This is a genomic window from Clostridium sp. AN503 (genome assembly GCF_040719375.1).
Classification (GTDB): Bacteria; Bacillota; Clostridia; order Lachnospirales; family Lachnospiraceae; genus Brotaphodocola.
In genome coordinates this window covers 2,846,550-2,866,794 of the sequence record NZ_JBFDTP010000002.1, presented here as the reverse complement: position 1 = coordinate 2,866,794, position 20,245 = coordinate 2,846,550, and the positions used below count along the sequence as shown (strand labels likewise).

The following is a 20,245-nucleotide window of genomic DNA, read 5'->3' as shown; positions in this document are numbered from 1 at the left end:
CGTACCGCACAAAAGCGGTTATGAAAAAAGGATATCCTTATTTTTTAACCTGCAAAACAATAGGAGGGAAAGGAATATGGGTAGTTTTGCTAACATTATCCTGAAGGATTTTTTGACACAGCCGGTTATTCTGATCGGCCTGCTGATCTGTATTGGCTATATCCTTCAAAAAGAAAAGGCGACAAAGGTAATCACGGGGACCATCAGCGCAATGGTCGGAATCCAGATGGTGCTGTTTGGGGGAACCCAGTTTACCAATACATTTAAGCCGATCGCGACCGCTGTGAGCGAGGCCACTGGAATCCAGGGCTATATCATGGATTCCTATGCAATGAAGGCAACCAGCCAGGAAGCGCTGGGGGAGGCCTTCGCTTACATGGGCTATGTATTCCTGATCGCATTTGCGGTCAATATCATTCTGGTCTATTTTGGAAAATGGACCAAATGCAAGGGCGTATTTTTAACGGGAAATGCAGGTACGGCGCACGCACAGGCGGTGCTGTGGCTGGTGATTGCCAACCTGATGATCCGCAGTACTGCTGCAGTTGTTATTTCCGGTATCCTGGTTGGTATCTACTGGGCATTTTCCACCACATTGGCGGCTGGCGTGATCGATGATGTGACAGGCGGCGCGGGATTTACCGTCGGGCATAACCAACAGCTCGGTATCTGGTTTTTCGGGAAGATCGCACATCTTTTCGGCGACAAAAAGCAGGATGCGGAGGATCTGAAGCTTCCCGGTATTCTTGCTGTTTTTAACAACAGCACTGCGGCGGTCTGTATCATCATGTGGATCTTTGCAGGTGCATTTATGATCCCTCTGGGAGTGGAGGGGATCAAAGAGCTGGCGGGTGGTTCCAACTGGCTGAATTATGTCATCATGGTGGGCATCAATTTCTCCATGGATATGGTGATCCTGCTGACCGGTGTCCGGATGATGTGTTCTGAGATGACGGCAGCCTTCAAAGGGATCCAGGAGAAGATCGTTCCGAATGCAGTCCCGGCTATCGATGTAGCGGCCCTGCTTCCGTTTTCCCCGAATGCAGCAACACTGGGGTTTGTGTTCTGTACGATCGGCACGGCGATCAGCATTGGCATCCTGCTTCTCATGGGAAGCCCGATCCTGGTCCTTCCGGGGTCTACGCCGCTCCTTTTCTCCGGCGGCCCGATCGGTGTGGTAGCCAACAAAAAGGGCGGTATCCGGGCTGTAATGATCTGCTGTCTATTGTTGGGTGTGATCCAGTCCTTCGGTACGGTGTGGGCGATCAATCTGATGCAGTACCCGGCGGGGACAGGCTGGTCCGGTATGTTTGACTTTGCGACCTTCTGGCCGGCAGTGACCCAGGTCATGAAGTGGATCGGCGGTATCCTTCACTAGGTGACCGGATGAAGTTTTTAATGAATTTTGATTGAAAGAGAGGGTTTGAGAAAATGAAAGACTCAGTAAATGTATTGTTTGTATGCGGTTACGGGATGGGAACCAGCACCATGGCTGAGCTGATGGTGAATAAAGGGCTGAAAGCGCTGGGCGTCAATGCGGATGTAAAGCACACCTCCCTGGGCGAGATGGCGACTCTGCGGGATTGGGCGGATATCATCTGCATTTTAAAAAAGCTGGCTGAGGGCGTGGAGTTCAAGCCGGAGGAGCATGTGATCCAACTGGTGAATATTATGGACGGCCCCGGTATTTCCCAAAAAATCAGCGAGATCGTGGAGGAGTATTTCCCGGACGCAAGAAGGTGAGAAAAGCATGAAGGCGATTGTAGTATTTTATGATACCTTGAATAAACGGTTCCTCCCGACGTATAACCCGGAGTGTGATACCATAGCTCCCAATTTTACCAGGCTGGCGGAACATGCGGCGGTATTTGACAACAGCTATGTGGGCAGTATGCCATGCATCCCGGCCCGCAGGGAGTTACATACGGGAAGGTATAATTTCCTTCACCGGGAATGGGGGCCGCTGGAACCCTTTGACGATTCCATGCCGGAGCTTTTGAAGAAAAATGGAACCTATACCCATCTGATCAGCGACCATCTGCATTACTGGGAGGATGGCGGGTGTACCTATCATTCCCGCTATTCTTCCTGGGAGATCGTGCGGGGGCAGGAGGGGGATCACTGGAAAGGGGAGAAGGACCGTCCGTTTATCCCGCCGGTGGTAAAGGTTCCGCAGAAGCAGACTGGCAAAGGGGAGTCCGGGCTCTGGAAATATGACTGGGTGAACCGGAAATATATCGTGGAGGAGGAGGATTTCCCGCAGACGAAGTGCTTTGATCTGGGCTGTGAATTCATTGAAAAGAACCATGATTCAGACAATTGGCTGCTGCATCTGGAAACCTTTGACCCTCACGAGCCGTTCTATGTGCCGCAGAAATATCTGGATCTGTATCCTGAGGATTACAGCGGGAAGCATTTTGACTGGCCGAGAGGGCAGGTGGAGGAAGAGGATTCGGAGATCGCCCACTGTGTCCGGCAGTACAAGGCGCTAGTCAGTATGTGCGACTATAACCTGGGACGGGTCCTGGATCTGATGGACCATTATGGACTGTGGGAGGATACGATGCTGATCGTGGGGACGGACCACGGTTTCCTGCTCTCAGAGCATGGGTACTGGGGGAAGAACCAGATGCCGTACTTTAATGAGATTGCCAATACTCCGCTCTTTATCTGGGACCCGCGAAGCCAGGTGAAGGGGGAAAAGAGGAAGTCCCTGGTGCAGATGATCGACTGGGCGCCGACGCTGCTTCGGTATTTCCAGGCAGATGTGCCGGGGGATATGCAGGGACACGATCTGGAGGCGACGATCCGGGAGGATTGCCCGGTGAGGGATTATGCGCTGTATGGCGTGTTCAGCGGGCATGTGAATATTACGGACGGGCGTTACACCTACATGAGGGCGGCGGAGCCGGAGCGGGCGGATGAGGTCTATAATTATACGCTGATGACAACCCATATGAACAGCCGGTTTAGTCCTGATGAACTGACCGGAGCAATTTTGCAAAAGCCGTTTACGTTTACGAAGGGCTGCCCGGTCCTGAAGGTTAAGAGTAAGGAGAAGTATCCGGTCAGCGGGTTTGGAACCAGGCTTTATGATGTGACCGAAGACCCAGGACAGCTGAATCCGATTCAGGACCAGGAAGTGGAAGATCGGCTGATTGGGGCGATGGTACATTTGATGGAGGAGAATGACAGTCCGGAGGAGCAGTTTTATAGATTGGGGCTGGAAGCGGTACGTGTGTAGACGATGTGTCGCGGGATAAGAAGATCCCTGGATCGGCAGAAAAATGTTGAGGGATAAGAATCTCCCCGGACCGGCAGAAAAAAGTTTCTGTGTTTTCCTGTCTTCGACATGGAAAGGCGGAAGTCATGTGGCTTTCGGACAGCACTTAAAACGTGCAGTCCGCTATCCACACGACTCCCGCCTTTCTCTGTCTCCGAACGGAAAACACTTAGAAATCTTTTTTCTGCCGGTCCGGGGAGATTCTTATCCTGCTGAGGGTACTGGCGGGAGCAGGAAGGGAAAATTGTTGAGAGTGTGGAGGATGGTTAGCGGGTGTTGGTGTGGGTTAAGAAAGGTATGGGCATATTTAACAAAAAATTACGGGGATTTTTTATATATGAATAATGTTTCACAAAAGTTGGATGGCGAGTGAAATTAATTGCAAAAAATGTATATATTATTGACTTAATTTCATGGGAAACTATAATGGAATCATAGCGCGCGTGATTTGAATCGGAATTGTTATTATGGATGGTATCTGATGATGATGGATCTGATGATTAGAAGGAGGAAATGGTGATGTTAGCGGGAGTTACATATGTATGGAATTTGCTGTTCAATAATATTTTGTCCCAGCCGGCTATTTTTATCGGGCTTATTGTTGTTACGGGATATATTTTGTTGAAACGGAAATGGTATGAGGTGGTTGCGGGATTTATAAGGACTGTGGTTGGGTATATGATACTGCAGGCCGGTGCGGGGCTTTTGAAGGGGACGGTTTCTCCGCTGCTGGACGGTGTGTCGAAGAAATGGTCCATCGACGCGGTGGTGATCGATCCGAATTTTGGCTTTACGGCGGCGAATAATGCGCTGGAGAGTATTGGGATCACGACCTCGTTTGCAATGATCACTTTGCTGATCGCTTTTATCTGGAATATTGCACTTGTGTTCTTTAGGAAGTATACTAAGGTCAGGACTTTGTTTACGACTGGTCATATTATGGTGAAGCAGTCGGCAGTTGCTACCTGGATCGTATTTCTGCTGATCCCGGGGCTGAGGAATTTTGGCGGGATCGTTTTGATCGGGATTTTGATCGGCACTTACTGGTCGGTGTTCTCCAACCTGACAGTGGAGGCGACGCAGGAGCTGACGGAAGGTTCCGGATTTGCAGTGGGGCACCAGCAGATGCTGGGCGTGTGGTTTGCTTATCATTTTGGAAAGCTGTTTTCTAAGGGGAAAGAAAAAGAGGAGAAAAAGGAGCTGAACTTGAGCGGCGCACTGAAGATCCTTGATGATTATGTGGTGTCTACGACGCTTTTGATGCTTCTGTTCTTTGGCGTGATCATGGTGATCCTGGGACCGGATCTTCTGCGGGAGCTGGATGCGGCGAACTTTGCGAAGGGCTTGTCTTTCCCGGTGTATATTTTCCAGCGGTGTGCATCCTTTGCGGTGGACCTGGTGATCTTGAGGACCGGTATCCGTATGTTCGTGGGCGAGATGGTGGAGTCCTTCAACGGTATCTCCAATTCTATCTTAAAGGGCTGTCTGCCGGCAGTGGATTGTGCTGCAACCTACTCTTTTGGTGATCCGAATGCAGTTACGCTTGGTTTCTTATTTGGCGCGGTTGGTCAGGTGATCGCCATTGCTGGGCTTCTGATCTTTAAGTCGCCGCTGATGATCATTCCGGGATTTGTACCGCTGTTTTATGATAATGCGACCATCGGGCTGTATGCTAACTTGAAGGGCGGTATCAAGGCGCTGATCGCATGCTGTATCGGTTCGGGTGTTCTGCAGGTGCTGGGAAGCGCGGTTGCGATCATATTGTTCCAGATGGCTCCATTTGGCGGATATGTGGGGAACTTGGACTGGGCGACCCTGTGGCCGGTCATGGGAGCTGTGATCAAGTATTTGTCCGTGCCGGGCATGATCTTGTGTATCCTGGGTATGCTGTGTATCCCGCAGCTCCAGTATCGGAATAACAAAGAAACTTATTTTGATTTAGGAATGGAGGACGATGAATAATGTTAAAAGTATTAGTGGCATGCGGATGTGGAATGGGCAGCTCACAGCTTATTAAGTCTAACTGTGCAGCGGTTTTAAAGAAAATGGGTATTGAGAATACGGTGTATCATACCAGCATTGATGAGGCGAAGACCATTGCCCATGATTATGACCTGATCGTGGTGGGCGAGAATTTTGTCAAGAGCTTTAAGCCGAAGGAGGGGACCATCGTCCTGGGGCTTAAGAACCTGATGAATAAAAAGGAACTGGAAAGCAAGCTGCAGGAGTGCGGGATCGCGAAGTAACGGCGCAGCCGGCAGATCAGGATGAGTTAGGCGTGTGCGGTACACAAAGACTCTGGAAAACGGAGGTTTCGATGAGACAATTTGAGGAGGACGAACTGTCTGTCATAGCGGAGATTGCAAGGATGTACTACGTGGAGGGTATGTCCCAGCTTGAGATCGCGGAATTATTGTTCTTTTCCAAAGCGAAGGTTTCCAGAGCCTTAAAGATCGCCCGCGAGCAGAATATTGTGGAATTCCATATCAATTATCCGCTGAAGCAGTCCACGCTTCTGGAAGTGGAACTGAAACGGAAGTTTGGCCTGGTGGATGCGGTGGTGGTAACGGACCTCTACAACAACCAGAACGCGGCGGTTTCCATCAAGCGGATCGGCGAGATGGGAGCTGCGTATCTGGACCGTATTTTGCAGGACGGGGACCGGGTGGGACTTTCCTGGGGGCGCACCATGCACCAGCTGGTCAGCCAGATGAAACCGGAACGTCCAAAGAAGATCCAGGTGGTCCAGCTCGTGGGGAGTTCCACGGAAGGCTACGCGACGGAGCTGGAGACGCCCACTTTGGTGCAGGAGATGGCAAAGGCATACCAGGGGGCGTATGCCCTGCTCTATGCGCCTATGTATATTGAAAATGATATTGTCCGGAAGGAACTGATGAAGGAGCGGGTCATCCAGAGTACTCTGGAGAAAATCCGTTCCGTCAATTATATTGTGACGGGGATCGCGGATGTGGCGACTCATGAACGGGCCGTTACGTGGATGGGATTTCTGTCGGAGAATAAGAAACAGGATCTGATCAGAAAAGGCGCGGTCGGCTATATGTGCGGATATTTTTTTGATAAAGACGGACAGAAGCTGAATGACCGGATCAACGACCGGATCATCGGAATCCAGTTTGATGAGATCATGAGAGTTCCCAATGTGATCGCAGTTGCCGGTGGGATCGACAAGACGCTTGCGATCCATGCGGCGATCAAGGGAAAGCTGGTCAACCGTCTGATCACGGACAGCCGGATCGCGGAGAAGCTGCTGTCCATGGAGGATTCCGGCAGGTAAACCGAGATAAAGATATTATTTGGAGGGGAAAGCTATTATGAAAGAAGGTATACAGTATACATATGAAAGGAGCCTGATCGAGAAGCAGACGGAAGCGGAGCGGGCTATGCTCCTTGAGCTGGAGCAGGGGGACTACACCATAGACAGCCCTCTGGTGAAAATAAATCCCTACCTGATCAATCCGTTAGCAGCGGTTGTGCTGTTTAAGACGGACCGGGAGACGGCGGTTACGGTGCGGGTGCACGGGCTGGAGGCAGCAGGAGATATCATGCATACATTTCCGCCGGCAAAGACTCATGTGCTTCCGGTGCTGGGGCTTTATCCCGGAAGAAAGAACCGGGTGGATCTAAGTATTTACGAGGGGAAAACGGTCCGGCTTGAGATCGAGACGGAGGAATTGAGCGACGACGCGCCGGAGCTGTGCTATATGGACACTACGGCGGAGTATCTGCGGGACCAGATGATATTTGTGACCCCTTCTTTAAATGCACTGGCTACGGCCTTTGATTACCGGGGGGACATCCGGTGGCATTTCAATGTGCCGATGGTATTTGACTTAAAACGGTTGCAAAATGGCAATGTGCTGATCGGTACCGAGCGGGTGCTGCAGATGCCTTATTATATGTCAGGGCTTTATGAGATGTCCCTGACCGGAAAGATCGTGAGGGAGTACAAGATTCCGGGCGGGTATCATCATGATGTCTGGGAGATGGAGGATGGAAACCTGCTGATCTTAAGTGAGGACGAGGACTTTAAGACCGTGGAGGATGTGGTGGTGCTGATCGACCGGGAGACCGGGGAGATCCGGAAACGCTGGGATTTAAAGGATATCCTGACTCCGGGGGAGGGGCCGTCCGGCGGTTATACGGACCGGGACTGGTTCCACAACAATGCGCTCTGGTATGATAAGAACAACCACACCATTACCCTGAGCGGACGGCATGTGGACGGGATCATCAATATCGACTATGAGACCGGAAAGCTGAACTGGATCATGGGCGATCCGCGGACCTGGCCGGAGGAGAAGCAGAAATATTTCTTTAAACCGTGTATCGAGGAAGGCGGGGATTTTGACTGGCACTATGAGCAGCACGCTTGCCTGATCACGGAAAATGGGGATATGATGTGTTTTGACAACGGACATTACCGTTCCAAACTCCGGGAGGAGTTCCGGCTCAATAAGGATAATTTCTCCAGAGGTGTCCGGTATCATCTGAACAAAGAGGATATGACCGTCCGGCAGGTCTGGCAGTACGGAAAAGAGCGGGGACAGGAGTTCTTTTCTTCCTACATAGGCAATGTGGAATACTACCAGGAGGGCCATTATATGGTCCATTCCGGTGGCATCCAGTATTATAAGGGCGAAGCTTCGGAGCACCCGGCAGCCCTGATGCAGGGCGACCCGGATGTGAATGCGGAGAGCATCACGGTGGAGATCCTCAATGATAAAAAGATGATGGAATTAAAGGTCAAGGGCAATTTCTTCCGGGCGGAGAAACTGCGGCTGTATCATGATCAGGACAATCTTCCTCTGGGAGAAGGCAGGGCTGTGGGGCGGATGGGCGTGACGCCGGAATTTGACACGCTGATCCCTATGGATTCCTGCGGGGAAATGCTGCCGTACCGCTATGAGGCGCGGGTGATGGAGGAAGACGACCGGTTCACCTTTAAGGCGGTGTTTGAGGGCGGACAGCTAGTGATGCTGATGCTGGAGAATGAGGAGGAGCATGGGTATTTTATCTCTACCTCCAGGAATAAGTTTACGGCGCTCTGCTGCGGGACGTTTATTGAGAAGGACCCGCGGAATGTGACGCTGAGCGTCAATAAGGAAGGATTGAAGGGGACGTATCATCTGCGGGTGATCGTGGATGATAAGAAGTTTGAGACGGGGGTGCGGATTACCTGTTAAAATGTCGCGGGATAAGAATCTCCCCGGCCCGGCAGAAAAAAGTTTCTGTGTTTTCCTGTCTTCGACATAGAAAGGTGGAAGTCATGTGGCTATCGGACAGCACTTAAAGGCGTGCAGTCCGCTATCCAAACGACTTCCGCCTTTCTATGTCTGCGAACGGAAAACACTTAGAAATCTTTTTTCTGCCGGGCCGGGGAGATTCTTATCCTGCTGAGGGTATTGGCGGGAGTTGGGGAGGGGGGACTTTTCACGGGGTGGGGAGAGATTGTTAGGGGCATGTGGTAAGTGATGATTGTAAGGGGGGATGGTGTCTGTTATAATTTAAGAGGAGGGATATCTGTATGAATGGACAATTGTACCAGATTTGTTTAATCGTTGCGGCGGGGAAGAAAGCAGTTCAATCTGGCGGGGAGATTAAATATTCATATGCAAAATATGAAAATACAATTACGTTTACATTTCTGCCTGAACAGAAACTCTTTGGAGTGAAAAGATATACGGCGTCAAATGTTGCGGAATGGTTTCGGTATATAAAAAAGAAGGGCTTGCAGGATATAAAGTTAATTTGTCCGGTTCATGTAAAGGATAAGCAACTTATAGGATTTTCAAACACAACGGAGAGCTCTATTCTCTGTTTTTTTAAGGGGGGAATCGTGACCTGTTTTGTGGCGGATTGGCAATTTGATTCTGAAAAAAGGCAATGGAATATTTGTTATTCAGAGCATAAATGGCCGAATCCACCATCGGAAAAGCCCCGTTTTGAAAATAATATAATTAGTTTTAAGAAGGTGTTATCGGATATCCAAAACTTTGCGGTTCAGATCGGATGTGAAAATTTTGCGCATATTTTTAGCTCTGCACAAAATATTTTGGACGGCAGCGGTGAATATCCAGATTTGAAATTTGGCCTGGAGCTGCCTCAGATTCCGAGCGATCATATGCGGATTTTTGAAGCTGCAAGCTGCGCAGATGTATTTGGCGCAATGGGGTCGTGGAATGACAGCCCACCTTATATGGCGCACGAAAAGGGATTGGACAGGGAATATGAAACCCTTTCCGATGAATTACTGCGAAACATAAGGCTTGCTATATTGTATGCCATCAACGAATGGTGAATTTTGGAGCGGATGTGACGGAATGTTAATTTGAAACGGAGGAGGTTAGTATGAGCGAATATAATAGGGATGAACTGAAAGAGATACTGATGGAACTGGCTAAAAATGAGATCAGGCTTTCATATGCCAGGACAAGCGGGGGGCTTTCTGTCTGCAGCAGCAAAATTGGCGGTAAGCCGGCAGTTCCGCATGATTTTGAGTGGCCAAGATATTTGGGGGAAGCGTATGATAACGTTATGAAAGAACGGCCGTTATCTTTCATGGCGCAGATTAATCTGGAGGATGTGGAGGATTTTGATACGGAAAATTTGTTACCCAGGACTGGTATTCTGAGTTTCTTTTATGAGCAGATGAGCATGCGATGGGGGTTCGCGCCGGAAGACAAGGGATCAGCTAGAGTATATTATTTTCCGGAAAAAGAGAGTCTGATTGCTATGGATATACCGGGAGATATGGATCCGGATGCAGTTATGCCGGAACTTGCTGTGACATTTGAAAAACATATCAGTATTCCTGAGTTTGAGGATTTTCCGGCTGAGTCTGCGGATATGGACATAGAGTGGGAAGACTATGATGAATGCCGTGCGGAATGCGGTTATGTCTGTGATGAATGGGGAGAGGTGACGAAGCTTCTTGGATATCCTGACACGATCCAGTCGTCCATGGAGGAGGAGTGTGAGTCGCTGGCCCGAGGTTATCGCCGGGGATGCCCGGAAGATTATGAGGCTATTCCGAAGGATATCATAGAGGAGATTGAGGAGAAAAGCAAGGACTGGATTCTGCTGTTTCAGATGGGAACCGTGGAATGTGACGATCAGGAGTTTATGTTTGGAGACTGCGGACATATATATTACTGGATACGGAAACAGGATTTGGAGAAGAAGGATTTTGAAAAGGTTTGGCTGATTCTGCAGTGCGGGTGAGCTATCCTGTCTGACTTGACGCTTTTGCATAAAACCGGCCCTTTTCCGGCCGGTTTTATGCATTTCTCATCCCATAAGAATCAAAGTTTATTCAATTCCCTGATGTAGGAGCTGTTGTTCATAGAGGTATAAGTCTGTCCGTTGTAGAAAAAGTCCAGGGCAGCCTTGCGGCAGGCTTCTATATGGATGCGCATGCTTTTTTCTGCTTCTTCATATTTTCCATCAATCAGAAGGTTCAGGATCGTAAGGTGCTCATGCTTGGCATCATGGATCTGCGCCTGGTTTTGTTTGCTTGAAATGATGATCCTCGTATTCTGATCGAAAACACTTCTCATCATATCGATAATATAATGATTCCCACAGTGCTCAATAATAAATAAATGCATGGCGGTGTCCAAACGAAAGCTGTTCTGGATATCCTTCGCCGGTTCCTGGAATTTTTGACAAAAGCTGATCAGGCCTTCGATCGGCAGTCTGGATGCAGCCAGTCTTACGGCAATTGGTTCGATTTCAATGCGGGTCTGAAAAACCTGGATCACGTCATTTAAGGTAATATCAGTCACATAGATTCCTTTTTTGGGAAGAACCTTAATAAATCCTTCCATCTCTAACTTGCTGACAGCCTCTCTGATCGGGGTTCTGCTCAAGTTCAGCTCGGCAGCAAGCTGAGCTTCATTTAAAATTGTTCCTGGGGGATAGATACAATCTACCAGCCGGTCTTTTAAAAGCTGATAGGTCTGTTGCTTCAGCCCTGGTTTTGGAGTCACGTTTCTATTCATATAAATTCTTTTTATCTCCTTTGCGTGATGTATACAAGATTCAAAAACAGTGATACCTCTTGGATTTAATATACCTCTTTTTTATATTTAAGGCAAGCTTAGTTTTGATCTCTGCGTAAAATATGCATCTAATACTGAGATAATTTCAGATGAACTTTCCGGCGGAATAGGATGTGATGTAAAAAAACTTATGAAAGCGCCGGGCATTTGTGATATTTGTACAAAAAAGAAAGGGAAATTTATATAAAACGTCGATTGAATGCAATAAATAACTGTTGTATACTAGAAGTACATTACAAGAATGCAAGTCAAAAAAGGGGGATGGAAATCATATAAAATTTGCACAAGACAGGTTTTGGTCATAAACGTTATAAAGAAAGATTACAGTCAAAACAGAAAAACGAATTTCGTTATCAGGAGGAAAGTCACATGGATATGCTTGTTATTCTTTTGGGTCTTGCGATTTTGCTGATTCTCACACTGAAGAAGGTGCCGGTCATCTACGCGGCGGCAATCAGCGTTATCTTTATCGCACTGTTTAGCAGGTTACCGGTAGTATCGACCATGACCGGCACCTATATGGAAGGTTTTGCAGGCTTCGTTAAATCATCATGGCTGATGCTTTTGCTGGGAGCAATCCTTTCTAAAGTGATGGATGTAACAGGAGCGGCAAGATCAATCGCTTCCTTTATCATCGGGAAATTAGGCGTCCGGTTTGCGATTCCGGCCATTGTGATCGCTGGCGGGCTTCTTACATACGGCGGAGTATCTGCCATGGTATCCTGCTTCGCATTGTACCCCATCACACTGGCCGTATTCAGACAGGCCAATCTTCCGAGGTATTTGATTCCGGCCACGATTGGCGCGGGTATCTTTACCTGGGTGACGATGCTGCCGGGCAATCCGCAGATCCAGAACATTATCCCGTCAACCTATCTTCCGACAGACGCTATGGCGGCTCCGGTTGTGGGCGTGGTCTGCGGTGTATTTGCTTTAGTGTTGATCCTGATCTACCTGTCATATGAAGCGAAAAAAGCGCAGAAAAAGAGTATCGGTTTCGTGGTTGACGAGGAGACGGCGAAGGTGCTGGAAAAGACTGACGCGATGGAGAAAAACGGCACCCTGCCAAACGTTTTTCTTGCGATCCTCCCGATCGTATGTGTAGCAGTTGTGCTGAACGCATTGAAGCAGGACATATCGGTTGCGTTATTATCGGGCATCGCTTTATGCTGCATCCTGTTTTTCAAAAATATTACAGGTGTACAGCAGATTTTGACAGATTCCGTCAGCAGCGCCGCCGTCACAGCGGTAAATGCTTCTGCGATTGTTGCGATCGGCTCTGTTATTAAGGCTTCACCGGGTTTTTCACAGATGGTAGACGGGATTTTGGAGTTCTCCGTATCCGGCGGAAATCCACTGATCATTTTTGGTATCGCTACAACGCTTCTCTGCGGACTGAATGCGTCCGGTATGGGTGGATTATCGACAACACTTTCTGTACTGGCGGAGCCCTTTATGGCAATGGGCGTCAATCCGGCGATCATGCACAGGATCGGTGTGATCGCATCCGTAGGCCTTGACAGCCTGCCCCACAGCGGCGGTATCGTTGCAGTCCTTGCGATTTCCGGGGTTTCTTATAAGGATGGCTATAAATATTTATTCATAGTAACTGTGGTGATCACCTTGATGGCGCTTGCATTAGCATTGATCCTGGGAAATATCATGTACCCGCTTGCAATCTGATCCGCTAGCCAGGGCCTCATTAAAAAAATAAAACGACGACAGGAGATAATAAAAATGAAACCGGAATATACAAAAAAACCAACCCCTTCCTTTATTGAGCTGATCCAAAAAGAGCAGGTATTTGCGCCGTGCGTATGGGACTGCCGCACTTCAAGAGCTGCGGAGCTGTCAGGCTTTGACGCGCTGATGCTTTCTGGCGGACAGCTGGCTGAAAGTATTGCCGGCCTTCCGGATATCGGATTGATCACAGCAGACGATCTGGTGCAGTGTACGGAGAGAATCTGCAATTACTCATCTCTTCCCCTGATCATTGACGCGGATGATGGATTCGGCGAGACTCCTTTATGTACATACCGCCTTGTGAACCGACTGATCAATGCGGGAGCCAAGGGAGCTACCATCGATGACACCACAGGCATCAGAGGGTGGAACCGTTGGGGCTTTGCCATGATGAATGGCTATAAGGACGGCGATATCAAGCATGAGGTAGTATCGAGAGAGAACTGGCTGGCCAAGATTGCGGCGGCGCTTGAGGCAGCTAAGGGAAAGGATTTCCTTGTGATCGCCCGCACAGAATGTAAGCTGGAGTATGGGCTTGACGAGGCGATCACCCGCTGTAAAGCGGCTGAAGCCATGGCAAAGGAGATGGGCGTGCCGGTCATGACCCTGATCATTGGCTTAAAGACCATCGAGGAAGCTGAAAAAGTGAGCAGGGAAGTGACTGGATGGAAAATGTGGCCGGACGTTATGAGCAAGAACGGAAAACCGGATATCAACCTGGATGATGTGATCCCCTACGGTTTTAATTTTGTCACGACCCATATCTTTGAAAAAGCGTCTATGTTTGGCATGTACCTTTATGGGAAAGAGACGCTTGTCGCCCGCAATACGGTGTTCCACGATACCCATGATATGGGCGGAATGAGTGCGGAGGAGCAGGGCCGGTGGAGTGATATGGATTTAAACTATTATATTGGGATTGAGGACGACTTCAACAAAATGGCAGAAAAATATAACAAGAGGGAAATGAAATGATAAGAAAAAGAGATGAGAAGATCTATGACAGAAAACCGGCCCCATTTAACGGAACAGGCGAAATCTGCGTGAGGAGCCTCTTAGATGGACCGGATGAGATGTATCAGACCGGGCGTGTATTTGGGCATACGACCGTTTACCCCGGATCTGCCATCGGATATCATGTACATCAGAATGAGTCGGAGACTTACTATATTTTAAGCGGAACTGCAAAATATAATGACAACGGGAGCGAATCCATTGTTACAGCGGGGGATGTGGCATTCTGCGGAACCGGAGAAGGGCATGGGATTGAGGCTGTCGGGAATGAGCCGGTTGAGATGATCGCGCTGATCCTGTATGACAAGAGGGAAGCAAAAAATTAAACTATAAATAATGAGGAGGATTTATCATGGCAAGCAAAAAAACATTAAGACAGATTCTGGAGGAAAGTGACAAGTGCTTTTTAGTTCCATGTGTATTTGACTGCATGTCCCAGAGAGCTGTAGAAATGTGCGGGTTCCCGGTCAGCTTATTGAGCGGAGGTGAAGTTTCGATCAGTTTGAACGGTGTGATCGATTATGGATTTACAAATCTTACGGACCTTGAGGGGGTTGTGGCACGCGTTTCCCAGACCAGCTCGATCCCGCTGATCGCAGATATTGAAGATGGATTCGGCGGACCGCTTGCTGTTTACAGATCAGCAAAAATCTTGTCAAATGCCGGGGCGGCAGCACTTCAGCTGGAGGATTCTTCTGATATGGAGGAATCAACATCCATTCTTCCGAGAGAGAAATACCTAGCGAAGGTCAAGGCTGCGGTTGCAGCATTAAAAGGTACGGACTGCCTGTTGATCGCAAGGACCAATGCGAATCCCTATGACCCGGATGAAATGGAAGAAGGGTGTGCCAGATTAAGAGAGGCAATGGAACTGGGCGCCGACATGGCGATGATGGTACTCATCACGGACTATGAGCACGCGAAGATCATGGCGGAAAAGGTACCTGGATGGAAAATATTTGCAGATGTCAGAGCGGACAACGGCGTTCCGAATGTGACGATGGAGCAGATGACAGAGTTAGGCTTCAAGCTGTGTTCCACGCATTATACAATGAAAGCAGCCATGGAAGGCATGTTGGAGCACGGCATGGAGAACTTTAAGAATCAGAGCGTAGAGTATACCTTTACGCACGCATCCGGAACCGGGCAGCCGGATTTCAGTGCCAGCCCGTTGTTTGTGCCGCAGGATTATCTGGAGCTGGAAAACAGGTTTACTGGAAACGATAAGGAGTATACGATCGTTGGACACCATGTGGATGGCTATCCGGAGGGCTTTAAAAAGGTGGATATCGAAGACCGCTTATAATAACAGATCATATCTTTTGTGTATACAGAGCTGTTGCAATGGTAGAGTGTTACCGGAGCAGCAGCTCTGTTTTTTACCCATTTCCACGACTGGGAATAAATACCAGATACGCAACTAATTCACCTTAGGTACCATGAAATATAGTATAATGAACCTATGCGGATCTTTGGAGCGGATCAGCCCGGATCAGCTCTGAGGCTGTACTGTAAAATGTCAATAAAATCCACCTTTGCCCCGGTATTTTCGGTTAACCTTGGGATGGAAATGCCGGATAATAAAATTAGGGCGTCTTTGCGGGAAGACCGCGGGAATGCTGTGAAAAACAGGAGAATGCCGGATGTGACAGGGGCGGAAGGGAGATTGTGATGATCATTGCGACGACAGGGAGTTTGCAGGCGGGGCCGAATGCGCCGATCGTTTACCGGGGGGAGTTTGAAGATATATTTCCCATGATGGCGGAGGACGGATACCGGGGGGTGGAGCTGCATATACAGGATTCACGGGAGATTGACCGGGAAAAGCTTTTCAAGGAGCTGGAAAGGAACCGTCTGACCCTGACTTCCATCGGGACAGGGGCGGCTTATGGGGCCTGGCATTTAAACATCGGGGACCGGGACCGGGAGATACGGAAAAAGGCTATTGCATGTTTGAAGGAGCATATGATCACAGCCGCGCCTTATCACGGGCTTATCATCATTGGATCCATGCAGGGGCGGTTTCGGGATGCCGGGTCGCCGGAGGAGTTTGTAGGAAATGTGGAGGAGAGCCTGTATATTCTGGACCGGCTGGCAAAGGAATATGACGTCACGGTGGGCTATGAGATCATGAACCATTATGAGAGTGATTTTCTGTACCGCATAAGGGACGGGGTGCGGTTTATGGAGGAGCATTCCTTTGAGCGGATCGGACTTCATATCGATTCGGTCCATATGAATATTGATGAGAGCGATCTGGGCCATGCGGTCCGGGAGGCAGGGAGTTTGGTGAAGCATGTCCACCTTGCGGACAATGACCGGTATTATCCGGGACATGGACATATGAATTTCAGGGAGATCCTGCAGGGGCTTAAGGATATCGGGTATGACGGGGCGATGGCTCTGGAGACCTTCTGTAAGCCGGAGAGCAGGGTCTGCGCCAGAAAGTCCCTGGCCTTTCTGGATTTTGTGATGGAGGAGGTTTATGGAAACGTACAGAAGTGAAAAGTTCATCAGCATTGGCCGGAAAATCGTGATGGATGTTACCCTGCTCATGGTGCTGTTTATCATTGTGTTTTCGCTTTATATCTATTCTTCCATGCAGAAGAATGCGCTGAACCGGTATGAACAGCAGGTGCTGATCAATACGGAGGTCTCAGGCGGCAATATAAATCATTATATCAGCAGCATGATCACGGCGACCAAATCTGTCTATATCAACCATCCTCTGATGGAATTTTTGAAGGACCATCACAGCCGGAAGGAATTGGAGGAGAACGAGGCCCGTATTACCGGGTATTTTAAATCCATCTATTACGCGTCCACCGTTGCATCCCAGATCTATCTGGTGCTGCCTAATGAAAACTTTTCCATTCTGTATGAGCCGAGGCAGCTTAAGTTTACCAGCTCCGGTATATCGGATAAGGTAAATATTCCCAACATGCAGAGCTTCAGCGATGTTTACGTGGAGCCGACCCATGTAAAAACGGATTACGGACACCATATCCCTGCGCTGGAGCGGTATCCGGCGGATGAGCTGGTGATCACGGTCTGGCTGCCGATTTCAGACCTGCCGGCGGATCCCAGGCCCATCGCATACATGGCCATCGATCTGCCGATCTCCTTTATCACGGAGAACTGCAGCGTGATCAATGAAGCGGAAGAAACAATCTACGTGGTGGATGAGGACAATATGATCATCGCCTCCAGCGACCCGGAAGCACAGATGAAGAATTTTCTGGAATACTATCCCCGGTATCAGCGGGCCGGTGAAGATAATATTTTGATAAAATACAGGCAGCAGCTGTTGGCGGAGACCAGAATCGACTCCAGATATTTTGACTGGAGCATTATAAAGGCTGCCCCGGCTCGGAGCGTGTATGCACTGACCACCGGGCAGATGGTTTCCATGCTGGTGCTGTTTGGGGTGCTGGCGTTTGCGTTTCTGACCATGACCTCCTTAAGGATCCTTAAATATGTCAAGTCCCTCCGGGAGATCACCCGGTATATGGAGAAGGAGCGGGAGAGAAAGAGTTGGGATCATGAAAAAAAACTTAAGGATTATATCATTTACTGTGAAAAGGATGAGATCAGCTCTCTGATCGACTCGTTCCAGAGGCTGATGGATTCCTTAAAGGAGCATTCTATACAGAAGTATGAGCTGAAGCTGGCCTACACAAGATCTGAGCTTAAGACAATGCAGGCTCAGATCAATCCCCACTTCATCTACAACGTGATCCAGTGCTTTGCCACCAACGCGCTGAAAAACAACAACTTAAAGCAGTACCAGATGATCTCCTCCTTCGGGCAGATGCTTCACTATGCCATGGTCTTAGAGCCGTCCATGGTGTCGGTGGATAAAGAGATCGAGTACAGCAGGCGCTATATCGCACTGCAGCAGATGCGTTTTGAAAAACAGCTTGCCATGGTATGTGAGATCGATCCGGCCAGTGTGGATTTTAAGATCCCGAAGATGTCCATTCAGCCGCTGATCGAAAATTCCATCACTCACGGCAATTTGATGCGGAAGGACGGGAGCGTCATCAAGCTGAAAACGGAGATAAGGGATGACCGGTTCCATCTGTTGGTGGAGGACAACGGAATTCCTGTCTCGGAGGAGACCGTCGGGCAGGTCTGCCATAAAGTGGAGCAGATCCGGGAAAAGCTGTTCTATCAGGACGGTACCGCTGCGAAAAAACAGACTGCGGCTTTAAACTATACGGTCAGGGAGGATGAGAATCACAATCATTTCATCGGGATAGAGAATGTGTTTTCACGGCTTCTTTTGAGCTTTGGAGGCTGTGATTTCAAAATCTGTGCAAATAATATTAACGGGACGACAGTGGAATTCATGGTTCCGCTGAAGGCAGAGCCTTTCCGGGAGGTGGAAGAATGAAGGTATTGATCGTGGATGATGAGAGTCATGTGAGAGAAGCCATCCAGCTTCTGCTTCCCTGGCAGGAGCTGGGATTTGACAGGATCCTGACGGCGGAAAGCGTGGCGGAGGCGGTTTTGTCTATCCAGACAGAGCGTCCGGAGCTTGCCATTGTGGATGTGGTGATCGGAAATGTCCTTGGTATGGAGATCATGAACTATATCAATGACCAGAAACTCAGTACAAAGGTGGTGGTCATATCCGGTCACGATGATTTCCAGTATGTGCGCGCCATGTTTATTCTGGGAGCGCTGGAATACCTGTTAAAGCCAATTGAACAGGACAGGCTTTTGGATGCGGTACATAAGGCTCTGTCCCAGATGGACGTAAAGCAGGCGACGGAGGAGTTTGCGGTTGACAAACAGTTTAAGAGCATTTCCCCTGACTACCAGCACGGGCTTTTGCGCAAGCTGTTCCGTCCGGAACTGTCCGGCAGGGCCTATGAGGAGCTGGTCAGGATCTCCCCGCGGCTGAAGGATGTGGGCTGGTGCAGGATCCTCCACTGTACGGGAAGTACCCTGCCTGTTCACGAGGAAGGGTATATGCTGAAGCTGAGCCGCCTGGTCAACCGGATGCAGGAGAAGCTTGAGACGGAGGGCAAGGGGACCGTGTTTCAGAATATGCGAGCCCTCCATGGATATCGTGGTGCTGATCTATGGGACCGGGGACATTAACTTTGAAAAAGAAGTCCTTGCCCTCAAAAAGCTGGCGGTCAGTGAGAACTGTGTGCTGAATCTGGGCGGCAGCCGGATCCATAAGTTCCCGGAGGAGTTGGAGAGCGCGTGGACGGAGGCGCGGTTGGCGGCGGATCATTTGACCGGTACCGGGATCTTTGCCATAAAAGAGTACGAACCGGGCATGAACCGGATCTATCTGAAGGAAAATCTCCAGATGGAAAATGCCCTGCGGTCTTCGGTGATCCTGGGAAATATTGTCTCCGTTGAGGACGGGCTGAGCGCCTGGGGCGAGACGGCCATAAGCGGCCGGCCTGTGACCGTCGGGCTTCTGCGCAGTCTATGGGACAGCTTTTTTCTGATGTACGGGAAATGGGAGCAGTCTGTGGAAGGACTGGATGAGGGGCTGCTCCTTAAAGGGATAGTCAGGAATTTCGGGGATGTGCTGTCGGGGCCGTGGGAGGATACCCTAAACCGGATGTACCGGTATTTTCTGGAGGTCACGGCGGAGCTTATTGAAAACAGGCGGCAGATCCAGAATGCGTCCGGCATGATGCCCAAGGTGGTGGATTTTCTTGAGCTCAACTATATGAAACGGATCTCCCAGCAGGAGTGCGCCGATTATTTCCACATCAACAAGGATTATTTGAGCCGGGCCTTTAAGAAGCACACGGGGATTGGCATGGCAAAATACCTCAATAATATCCGGATCAGAAAGGCGAAGGAGCTTTTGCGGTCGACGGAGCTGCAGATCCAGGAGATCGCTGACCAGGTGGGATATTTTGACGCAAAGTATTTCTCACGCCAGTTCAAACTGGCAACAGGCATGACGCCGGCCAGCTATCGCCAGGATGCGCAGGCATGACGCCGGCCAGACGCCACCAGGGTTCACAGGCGTGCAGACGGCCGGATGCGGTCAGAATCTGCAAGATTTCCCGCCAGAGATGACAAAAAGTACACGGATCTGCAAAAGGTCAAAATAGTCCCCCTTCAAGTCAAAATTGTATGTACGAAT

At 49.4% G+C, this 20,245-nt stretch carries 18 protein-coding genes; 17 read left to right on the top strand and 1 reads right to left on the bottom strand.

What is annotated here, in order from left to right; translation table 11 throughout:
* Window positions 1-76 precede the first annotated feature (76 nt).
* The 9 genes from AB1I67_RS20585 to AB1I67_RS20545 all read left to right on the top strand — a co-directional run bounded on the left by AB1I67_RS20585 (window position 77) and on the right by AB1I67_RS20545 (window position 10,525).
* A complete protein-coding gene (locus tag AB1I67_RS20585) occupies window positions 77-1,378 on the top strand; it encodes a PTS sugar transporter subunit IIC (protein WP_367032112.1) in 1,302 nt (433 codons plus the stop codon).
* A 53-nt stretch (window positions 1,379-1,431) separates the two neighbouring features.
* Window positions 1,432-1,743 carry a PTS sugar transporter subunit IIB gene (locus AB1I67_RS20580; protein WP_367032111.1) on the top strand — a complete coding sequence of 104 codons (312 nt, stop codon included), beginning with the start codon at window positions 1,432-1,434 and terminating at the stop codon, window positions 1,741-1,743.
* A gap of 7 nt (window positions 1,744-1,750) precedes the next feature.
* Complete coding sequence (locus AB1I67_RS20575; RefSeq protein ID WP_367032110.1) at window positions 1,751-3,244, top strand: sulfatase; 1,494 nt, start codon at window positions 1,751-1,753, stop codon at window positions 3,242-3,244.
* A gap of 558 nt (window positions 3,245-3,802) precedes the next feature.
* Entirely contained in the window at window positions 3,803-5,245 is a 1,443-nt protein-coding gene (locus AB1I67_RS20570; RefSeq protein WP_367032109.1) for a PTS ascorbate transporter subunit IIC, read from the top strand.
* The gene (locus AB1I67_RS20565) at window positions 5,245-5,529 is read left to right on the top strand and encodes a PTS sugar transporter subunit IIB (protein ID WP_367032108.1); all 285 of its coding nucleotides are present in this window, start codon (window positions 5,245-5,247) and stop codon (window positions 5,527-5,529) included. Before AB1I67_RS20570 ends, AB1I67_RS20565 begins: the two co-directional genes overlap by 1 nt.
* A gap of 71 nt (window positions 5,530-5,600) precedes the next feature.
* Complete coding sequence (locus tag AB1I67_RS20560) at window positions 5,601-6,578, top strand: sugar-binding transcriptional regulator (protein ID WP_367032106.1); 978 nt, start codon at window positions 5,601-5,603, stop codon at window positions 6,576-6,578.
* Between the two features lie 37 nt (window positions 6,579-6,615).
* The gene (locus AB1I67_RS20555; protein WP_367032104.1) at window positions 6,616-8,487 is read left to right on the top strand and encodes an aryl-sulfate sulfotransferase; all 1,872 of its coding nucleotides are present in this window, start codon (window positions 6,616-6,618) and stop codon (window positions 8,485-8,487) included.
* 341 nt (window positions 8,488-8,828) lie between these two features.
* Window positions 8,829-9,602 carry a hypothetical protein gene (locus tag AB1I67_RS20550; protein ID WP_367032103.1) on the top strand — a complete coding sequence of 258 codons (774 nt, stop codon included), beginning with the start codon at window positions 8,829-8,831 and terminating at the stop codon, window positions 9,600-9,602.
* A gap of 50 nt (window positions 9,603-9,652) precedes the next feature.
* A complete protein-coding gene (locus AB1I67_RS20545) occupies window positions 9,653-10,525 on the top strand; it encodes a YwqG family protein (protein WP_367032102.1) in 873 nt (290 codons plus the stop codon).
* An 80-nt stretch (window positions 10,526-10,605) separates the two neighbouring features.
* On the opposite strand, the gene AB1I67_RS20540 is transcribed toward AB1I67_RS20545, so the two are convergent.
* Entirely contained in the window at window positions 10,606-11,304 is a 699-nt protein-coding gene (locus tag AB1I67_RS20540; protein WP_367032100.1) for a GntR family transcriptional regulator, read from the bottom strand.
* A gap of 429 nt (window positions 11,305-11,733) precedes the next feature.
* On the opposite strand from AB1I67_RS20540, the gene AB1I67_RS20535 reads away from it, so the two are divergent.
* From AB1I67_RS20535 to AB1I67_RS20500, 8 genes are all read left to right on the top strand, one after another.
* On the top strand, window positions 11,734-13,047 hold the full coding sequence (locus tag AB1I67_RS20535) for a GntP family permease (protein WP_367032098.1): 1,314 nt from the start codon (window positions 11,734-11,736) through the stop codon (window positions 13,045-13,047).
* 54 nt (window positions 13,048-13,101) lie between these two features.
* The gene (locus AB1I67_RS20530; RefSeq protein ID WP_367032096.1) at window positions 13,102-14,082 is read left to right on the top strand and encodes an isocitrate lyase/PEP mutase family protein; all 981 of its coding nucleotides are present in this window, start codon (window positions 13,102-13,104) and stop codon (window positions 14,080-14,082) included.
* Window positions 14,079-14,447 (top strand): cupin domain-containing protein, encoded by a 369-nt coding sequence (locus AB1I67_RS20525; RefSeq protein ID WP_367032094.1) that lies wholly within the window; start codon window positions 14,079-14,081, stop codon window positions 14,445-14,447. The genes AB1I67_RS20530 and AB1I67_RS20525 overlap by 4 nt, the downstream gene beginning before the upstream one ends.
* 26 nt (window positions 14,448-14,473) lie before the next feature.
* Window positions 14,474-15,427, top strand: coding sequence for an isocitrate lyase/PEP mutase family protein (locus tag AB1I67_RS20520; RefSeq protein WP_367032092.1), 954 nt, complete (start codon window positions 14,474-14,476; stop codon window positions 15,425-15,427).
* A 365-nt stretch (window positions 15,428-15,792) separates the two neighbouring features.
* Complete coding sequence (locus AB1I67_RS20515) at window positions 15,793-16,626, top strand: sugar phosphate isomerase/epimerase family protein (RefSeq protein ID WP_367032090.1); 834 nt, start codon at window positions 15,793-15,795, stop codon at window positions 16,624-16,626.
* The gene (locus AB1I67_RS20510) at window positions 16,607-18,517 is read left to right on the top strand and encodes a histidine kinase (protein WP_367032088.1); all 1,911 of its coding nucleotides are present in this window, start codon (window positions 16,607-16,609) and stop codon (window positions 18,515-18,517) included. The genes AB1I67_RS20515 and AB1I67_RS20510 overlap by 20 nt, the downstream gene beginning before the upstream one ends.
* On the top strand, window positions 18,514-19,230 hold the full coding sequence (locus AB1I67_RS20505) for a response regulator (RefSeq protein ID WP_367032086.1): 717 nt from the start codon (window positions 18,514-18,516) through the stop codon (window positions 19,228-19,230). Before AB1I67_RS20510 ends, AB1I67_RS20505 begins: the two co-directional genes overlap by 4 nt.
* Window positions 19,190-20,095, top strand: a complete 906-nt coding sequence (locus AB1I67_RS20500; RefSeq protein WP_367032084.1) for an AraC family transcriptional regulator — start codon at window positions 19,190-19,192, stop codon at window positions 20,093-20,095. Before AB1I67_RS20505 ends, AB1I67_RS20500 begins: the two co-directional genes overlap by 41 nt.
* Window positions 20,096-20,245: the final 150 nt, after the last annotated feature.